A 6,111-nucleotide genomic window follows, 5' to 3' on the forward strand; every position below is an offset into this window, starting at 1 on the left:
GGCATGGGGCGCCGTGCGGGGTTTCCGTCACCTCGCCTTCGGCGTTTGGGACTACGGGAGGCGATGCTGTGGACATGCAGGATGCCCAGCCGGGTCAGCCCGGCACCGGGGACGTCGGCGGCGACCCGTCCGGGGGCGGCCACGACTCTTCCCCGGGCGGCCACGGCGGTTCCGGGTCCGGGCGCGTCGGTCCGCGGCCGGCTGCCCGCATGCTCGCGGTGGTCGCGGTCGCCGCGGCGCTCGCGGCGCTTGTGTTCGCCCTCGCGGACCCCTCCCCCTCCCGGCACATGCGTGGCCTCCTGATCACGGTGAACCTCGTCTGCCTCGCCGGGCTGTTCACGGCGTGGCTTCGCGTGGTTCTCGTGGTCGGGGCCGCCAGGGCCCCCGGAGGAATCGAGTAAGCTCGGCTGGACATACCGTGCGCCGGCGTACGTGTGTCCATCCGCTGGTCCAGGCCGACCACTCGTCATGATTGGTCGGTGCGCCTCCGGGTGGCCCTCGTGCACTGATGATCGTCCGGATGTGCTGACGGGCGGACCCCTCTCGGATCCATCGCGTCGAGCACGTTCGAGACGGCACAGGTTCCGGTCGCGGTCCCTCCTGCCGCGGAAGATCCGTGGCCGCCAGAGTCCACAGGAGGTGGGTTCAGTCTTGGCACGTCATTATGAGCTCATGGTGATCCTCGATGCTGACCTCGAGGAACGCACCGTCGCGCCCTCCCTCGACCAGTACCTCGGTGTCGTCCGTCAGGGCGGCGGCGTGGTGGAGAAGGTCGATGTCTGGGGCCGGCGCCGGCTCGCCTACGAGATCGCCAAGAGTTACGAAGGCATCTACGCCGTCATCGACCTGCATGCGGAGCCCGACGTCGTCGCCGAGCTCGACCGTCAGCTCGTCCTCAACGAGTCGGTCATCCGCACCAAGGTCATTCGGCTTCCAGAGCCGAAGAAGCCACGTCAGAGCCGCCGGGCGGCGGCGTGATCCGGTCCGCGGCGACGGCAGTCCCCGTGCCGTCGTGGGCCGCCGATCTCCGGGAGAGTGCCCATGGCTGGTGAAACCGTCATCACTGTCGTCGGCAACCTAGCCAACGACCCCGAACTGAGGTTCACCCCGAACGGTGCCGCGGTCGCCAGCTTCACCGTCGCCTCCACGCCGCGCACCCTCGACCGCCAGACCAACGAGTGGAAGGACGGCGAGGCGCTGTTCCTGCGCTGCTCCATCTGGCGCCAGGCGGCGGAGCACGTCGCCGAGTCGCTGCAGAAGGGCGCTCGGGTCATCGTCACCGGCCGCCTCAAGCAGCGGTCGTTCGAGACCCGCGAGGGTGAGAAGCGCACCGTGATCGAGCTCGATGTCGACGAGATCGGCCCGAGCCTGCGCTACGCCACCGCCAAAGTCGTCAAGGCCGCGCGCGGCGGTGGTGGCAGCAGTTACGGGGGCGGTGGCGGAGGCGGCTACGGCGCGCCGGCCGGCGCCCCCGCGGGCGCTCCGGCCGGCAGCTACGGCGGCGGTAGTGGTGGTGGAGCACCCATCGATGACCCCTGGTCGCAACCGGCCGGCGGCTACTCCGACGAGCCACCGTTTTGAGCGGCCGGTCGTCGTCCTCGCGAACGACACAACGAGGTAGCAGCACACCCATGGCCAAGGCGGCCGTGCGCAAGCCCAAGAAGAAGGTTTGCGTTTTCTGCAAGGACAAGGTCGACTACATCGATTTCAAGGACACTTCGCTGCTGCGCAAGTACATCTCCGACCGGGGCAAGATCCGGGCCCGTCGGGTGAGCGGTAACTGCAGCCAGCACCAGCGCGACGTGGCGACGGCGGTGAAGAACAGCCGCGAGATGGCGCTGCTGCCCTACACCGCCTCGGCCCGGTAGGGGGTGGCGATGAAGCTCATCCTGACCCAGGAGGTCCCCGGTCTCGGCAGCCCGGGTGACATCGTGGAGGTCGCGAACGGGTACGGGCGCAACTACCTCGTGCCCCGCCGGTACGCGATCCTCGCAACCAAGGGCGCGGAGCGTCAGGTCGAGCAGATCAAGCGGGCCCGGTCGGCCCGCGCGGTCCGCGATCTCGGGCACGCTCAGGAGATCGCCGGTCAGCTCGGTGGCCTCAAGGTCGAGCTGACCAGCCGGGCGGGCAAGGAAGGCCGCCTGTTCGGTTCCGTAACGGCGGCCGACGTGGTGGAGGCGGTGACCGCCGCGGGTGGCCCCGAGCTCGACCGGCGCCGCGTCGAGCTCACCACGCCGATCAAGTCCCTGGGCGCCTACACCGTCGCCGTGCATCTGCACCCCGAGGTGACCGCGACCGTGAAGCTCCAGGTCACGCAGGCCTGACCAGGGCCGGGCGGGCCTGATCGCGGCCGGATGGGCCCGAGGCCGGGCGGTTCTGACGGCGGCGTCCGCCGTTTCTCCCGCTGTACCGCCGCGCTCGCTGTACCGGCTCCCCTGGCCGACCGTCTCAGGCGGCCGGCCAGGGGAGTTCGTTGTGCGTGGGGCAAGGGGCGACGAGCAGATCCGAAACTTTTTCTTATCCACAGGGCACTCGCGATGCGGGCGCCTGCCAGCTGGGTTTCGTCGAGGCTGTGGTCTCGGGTGTCCACAGGTTTCCGGTTTCCGTCCCGATGTCCTCCCCAGGTTCCGGCCGGTTGCCCACAGCTTTTCCACAAGGGCCTGTGGATAACTTTTTGCTGGGGGTGCCCGCCGGTCCGTAAGGTCGGACCCTCCAGACTGAGGAAGGTACTTCTAGCCTGATCGGGCCAGGTCTCCTTCGGTGACGCGGGCGGCGCCCGGCGAGAGGCTCACCGGAGGCCGCCCGCCCGGTCCCTGCTGGGAGCTCCCGGCTGACCGGGGGCGGAGCGGTCCGTTGACAGCGATTCCGATCAGTACGAACATACGTTCGAATACGGGTCTACGGGAATCCCGGGAGGGTGCGTCGTGAGCGTCACCGAGATCTCGCGTGGTTCCGGTGGGAGTACGGAGTTCGACCGGACTCCTCCGCACGACCTGCCCGCCGAGCAGAGCGTGCTCGGCGGCATGCTGCTGTCGAAAGACGCCATCGCCGACGTCGTCGAGGTCCTGCAGACGGGTGACTTCTACCGTCCCGCGCACGGCCTCGTGTACGAGGTCATCGGCGATCTCTACGGCCGGGGGGAGCCTGCGGACGTCATCAGCGTCGCCGCCGAGCTCGGCCGCCGCGATCTGCTCGAGCGGGTGGGCGGTCCGGCCTACATGCACACCCTCATCTCGAGCGTGCCCACCGCGGCCAACGCCGGGTACTACGCCCGTATCGTCGCGGAGAAGGCGGTCCTGCGCCGCCTCGCGGAGGCCGGCACCCGCATCGTGCAGCTCGCCTACGGCGCGGCTCCGGACGTCAGCGACGTCGTCGACCGCGCCCAGGCGGCCGTATACGAGGTGACCGAGCGCCGGACGAACGAGGACTACCTGCCGCTGGGGGAGCTGCTCAACCCGGCGCTGGAGGAGATCGAGTCCATCCAGGGGCATGACGGTTCGCTGACCGGGGTGCCCACCGGTTTCGTCGACCTCGACGAGCTGACCAACGGCCTGCACGGCGGCCAGCTGTGGATCGTCGCGGCCAGGCCGGCCGTGGGCAAGTCGACCCTCGGCCTGGACTTCGCCCGGGCGGCGTCGATCAAGAACGGGATGGCGTCGGTCATCTTCTCGCTGGAGATGAGCCGCATGGAGATCACCATGCGGCTGTTGTCCGCCGAGGCGCGGGTGTCCCTGCAGAACATCCGCACGGGCCGGCTCACCGATGACGACTGGGGTCGCCTGGCCCGCCGGATGGGCGAGGTCGCGGAGGCCCCGCTGTTCATCGACGACAGCCCGCACCTGACGATGATGGAGGTCCGGGCGAAGGCCCGGCGGTTGAAGCAGCGCAACGAGCTGCGCCTGGTGATCCTCGACTACCTGCAGCTGATGTCGTCGCCCAAGAAGGTGGAGAACCGTCAGCAGGAGGTCAGCGAGATCTCGCGGTCGCTGAAGCTGCTCGCCAAGGAGCTCGACGTTCCGGTGGTCGCCATCTCCCAGCTCAACCGCGCCTCCGAGCAGCGGGCCGACAAGCGTCCCCAGGTCTCCGACCTGCGCGAGTCCGGAAGCCTGGAGCAGGACGCCGACGCAGTGATCCTGCTGTACCGGGAGGACACGGTCGAGAAGGAGTCGGCGCGCGCCGGCGAGGCGGACCTCATCATCGCCAAGCACCGCAACGGGCCGACCGGCACCGTCACCGTCGCCTTCCAGGGCCATTACTCACGGTTCGTCGACATGGCGAACTGAATTCTCGGCCCGGGGGCGGGACGAGGCCCACGGGTGGAGAGCGCCAGCGGCCCGGCGGCGGGCCGGGTGGGCGCCCGGGTGTGTTTGGCGTGGTCATGGTCCATGTTGGCGGACCGCGATCTTCCGATGGTGCCAGACTGGGCGGTATGAGTTTCAGGATCATCCATGGCGAGTGAGGGGCGGGACGGCGGGCAGCCCGCCGGAGCGGTCCTCGAAGTCGCCCGGTTCGACATCAAACCGGGCAGCGAAGACGATTTCGTCGCCGCGTATCACGGGGTGCGTGCGGAGCTCGTCGGCACGCCGGGCTGTCGTTTCGCGCGGATGACCCGCGGGGTCGAGTCACCGTCGAGTTTCGTGCTGCTCGTCGAGTGGGACAGCCTGGACGCCCATCTGACGAACTTCCGGGAGTCGGAGCGGTTTGCCCGCTGGCGCGCCGCCCTCGGCCCGTACTTCGACGGCACCCCGACGGTGGCGCACAGTGCGGACGTCCCCGCCGGTCCCGACCCGGCCTGACCCTCGACGACCGCCGGGCTTCTGATCATGACAGCGTTCTTCGGGTACCTGTTTTTCGCGCCGCTCACGGCGCTCTTCTTCGGTTTCCTCATCTGGCTGGTACCGGCGATCCTGCTTCGGAACACGGACGTGGTGAGCCGGCTGAACCTGCGGCCCTTCGCGTTCTTCGTCACCGGCTACGTCTTCAGCGGGCTGATGGCCCTCTACCTGCTGGTGCTGGACGCCGGCCACGACGTCGCGCCGGCGGCCGGCGTCGTCGCATCCCTGGCCCTCGTCTGGGCTGTCCGGCGGCAGTGGCGCCGGCACCGGCCACTGGGCACGCGGCAGGTGGCGAGCATGCGCTGTGACGGCCCGGTCCAGCCGGGGCAGCCGGGTTATCCCGGTCCACCGGTGCCGTCGGGTTATCCGCATCAGCCCGGCCACCCGTACCCCCCCAGGCCGCAGGCCGGGCCGGTCGCGCGAGGTCCGTCCGGGTATCCCGAGGCCGCCGGATATTCGCCTACGCGGCCGGATCAGCCCGGCCCGGGCGGGGGAGGAGACGACCCGGCAGGCGGGGCGGGTGATCCCGGTCGCCCCAGCCAGTCGGGGCATCGGTCGGGGTACCAGCCGGGGCCCGCGGGTCGTCCACCGGCGCCGGACAGCAGCCGCGGGGCCGGTCGGCGGATCGCCGGCTACCCCTGGGCCGTTCCGCCCAGCGGGCCCAGACTGGGGGACCTACCACCCGACGCGCCCCCGTCCCCGCCCCCCGCCGAAGCGGGCCCTGATTCCTGATTCCGGGTCCTTGATTCCGGGTCTCATCCCTGGTCCTTGGCCCCTGATCCCGTCGCTCGCCGTTCGCCGCCCGGCTGGCCGGGCCCCGCGACCTGGCTGACCGGACCCGTCCGTGCGGTGGCGTACCGTCGTGTCATCGTCTGCCAGTGCCGGCGGTCCCCGCCAGCAGCGCCGTTGAATTGATCTTCGAGGTCGAGATGCCCGCCCTGCGCTCCCGTACCACCACCCACGGCCGGAACATGGCCGGCGCCCGCGCCCTGTGGCGCGCGACCGGGATGACCGACGATGACTTCGGCAAGCCGATCGTCGCCGTGGCCAACAGCTTCACCGAGTTCGTTCCGGGGCATGTGCACCTGCGTGACCTTGGCTCGCTGGTGGCCGGGGCGGTGGCCGAGGTCGGTGGGGTGGCGCGCGAGTTCAACACCATCGCCGTGGACGACGGCATCGCGATGGGGCACGGCGGGATGCTCTACTCGCTGCCGTCCCGCGAGCTCATCGCCGACAGCGTCGAGTACATGGTGAACGCCCACTGCGCCGACGCCCT

The 6,111-nt window shown here is 70.1% G+C and carries 9 protein-coding genes; all 9 read left to right on the plus strand.

The window, feature by feature from the left end; translation table 11 throughout:
- Window positions 1–74: 74 nt before the first annotated feature.
- Window positions 75–401, plus strand: a complete 327-nt coding sequence (locus AC08OU_RS10975; protein ID WP_476599432.1) for a hypothetical protein — start codon at window positions 75–77, stop codon at window positions 399–401.
- A gap of 250 nt (window positions 402–651) precedes the next feature.
- Window positions 652–978 (plus strand): 30S ribosomal protein S6, encoded by a 327-nt coding sequence (gene rpsF, locus AC08OU_RS10980; protein WP_476592884.1) that lies wholly within the window; start codon window positions 652–654, stop codon window positions 976–978.
- Window positions 979–1,041: 63 nt separating this feature from the next.
- On the plus strand, window positions 1,042–1,581 hold the full coding sequence (locus AC08OU_RS10985; RefSeq protein WP_476599434.1) for a single-stranded DNA-binding protein: 540 nt from the start codon (window positions 1,042–1,044) through the stop codon (window positions 1,579–1,581).
- Between the two features lie 50 nt (window positions 1,582–1,631).
- A complete protein-coding gene (rpsR, locus tag AC08OU_RS10990; RefSeq protein ID WP_011438874.1) occupies window positions 1,632–1,868 on the plus strand; it encodes a 30S ribosomal protein S18 in 237 nt (78 codons plus the stop codon).
- A gap of 9 nt (window positions 1,869–1,877) precedes the next feature.
- Window positions 1,878–2,324, plus strand: coding sequence for a 50S ribosomal protein L9 (gene rplI / locus AC08OU_RS10995; RefSeq protein WP_011438873.1), 447 nt, complete (start codon window positions 1,878–1,880; stop codon window positions 2,322–2,324).
- A 600-nt stretch (window positions 2,325–2,924) separates the two neighbouring features.
- Window positions 2,925–4,283 carry a replicative DNA helicase gene (gene dnaB, locus AC08OU_RS11000; protein ID WP_462187111.1) on the plus strand — a complete coding sequence of 453 codons (1,359 nt, stop codon included), beginning with the start codon at window positions 2,925–2,927 and terminating at the stop codon, window positions 4,281–4,283.
- 165 nt (window positions 4,284–4,448) lie between these two features.
- Window positions 4,449–4,796, plus strand: coding sequence for an antibiotic biosynthesis monooxygenase family protein (locus tag AC08OU_RS11005; RefSeq protein WP_462187112.1), 348 nt, complete (start codon window positions 4,449–4,451; stop codon window positions 4,794–4,796).
- Between the two features lie 27 nt (window positions 4,797–4,823).
- Window positions 4,824–5,567: a hypothetical protein gene (locus AC08OU_RS11010; protein ID WP_476599437.1), complete on the plus strand. Its 744-nt coding sequence runs from the start codon at window positions 4,824–4,826 to the stop codon at window positions 5,565–5,567.
- Window positions 5,568–5,764: 197 nt separating this feature from the next.
- The coding region (locus tag AC08OU_RS11015; protein ID WP_476604835.1) for a dihydroxy-acid dehydratase domain-containing protein at window positions 5,765–6,111 on the plus strand (347 nt) is incomplete at its 3' end.

It is taken from the genome of Frankia sp. CcMO1 (assembly GCF_977945845.1).

Coding starts and splice junctions, on each gene's coding strand:
- AC08OU_RS10975 (WP_476599432.1), top strand. CDS start 75: ATGCAGGATGCCCAGCCGGGTCAGCCCGGCACCGGGGACGTCGGCGGC.
- AC08OU_RS10985 (WP_476599434.1), top strand. CDS start 1,042: ATGGCTGGTGAAACCGTCATCACTGTCGTCGGCAACCTAGCCAACGAC.
- rpsR (WP_011438874.1), top strand. CDS start 1,632: ATGGCCAAGGCGGCCGTGCGCAAGCCCAAGAAGAAGGTTTGCGTTTTC.
- rplI (WP_011438873.1), top strand. CDS start 1,878: ATGAAGCTCATCCTGACCCAGGAGGTCCCCGGTCTCGGCAGCCCGGGT.
- AC08OU_RS11005 (WP_462187112.1), top strand. CDS start 4,449: ATGGCGAGTGAGGGGCGGGACGGCGGGCAGCCCGCCGGAGCGGTCCTC.
- AC08OU_RS11010 (WP_476599437.1), top strand. CDS start 4,824: ATGACAGCGTTCTTCGGGTACCTGTTTTTCGCGCCGCTCACGGCGCTC.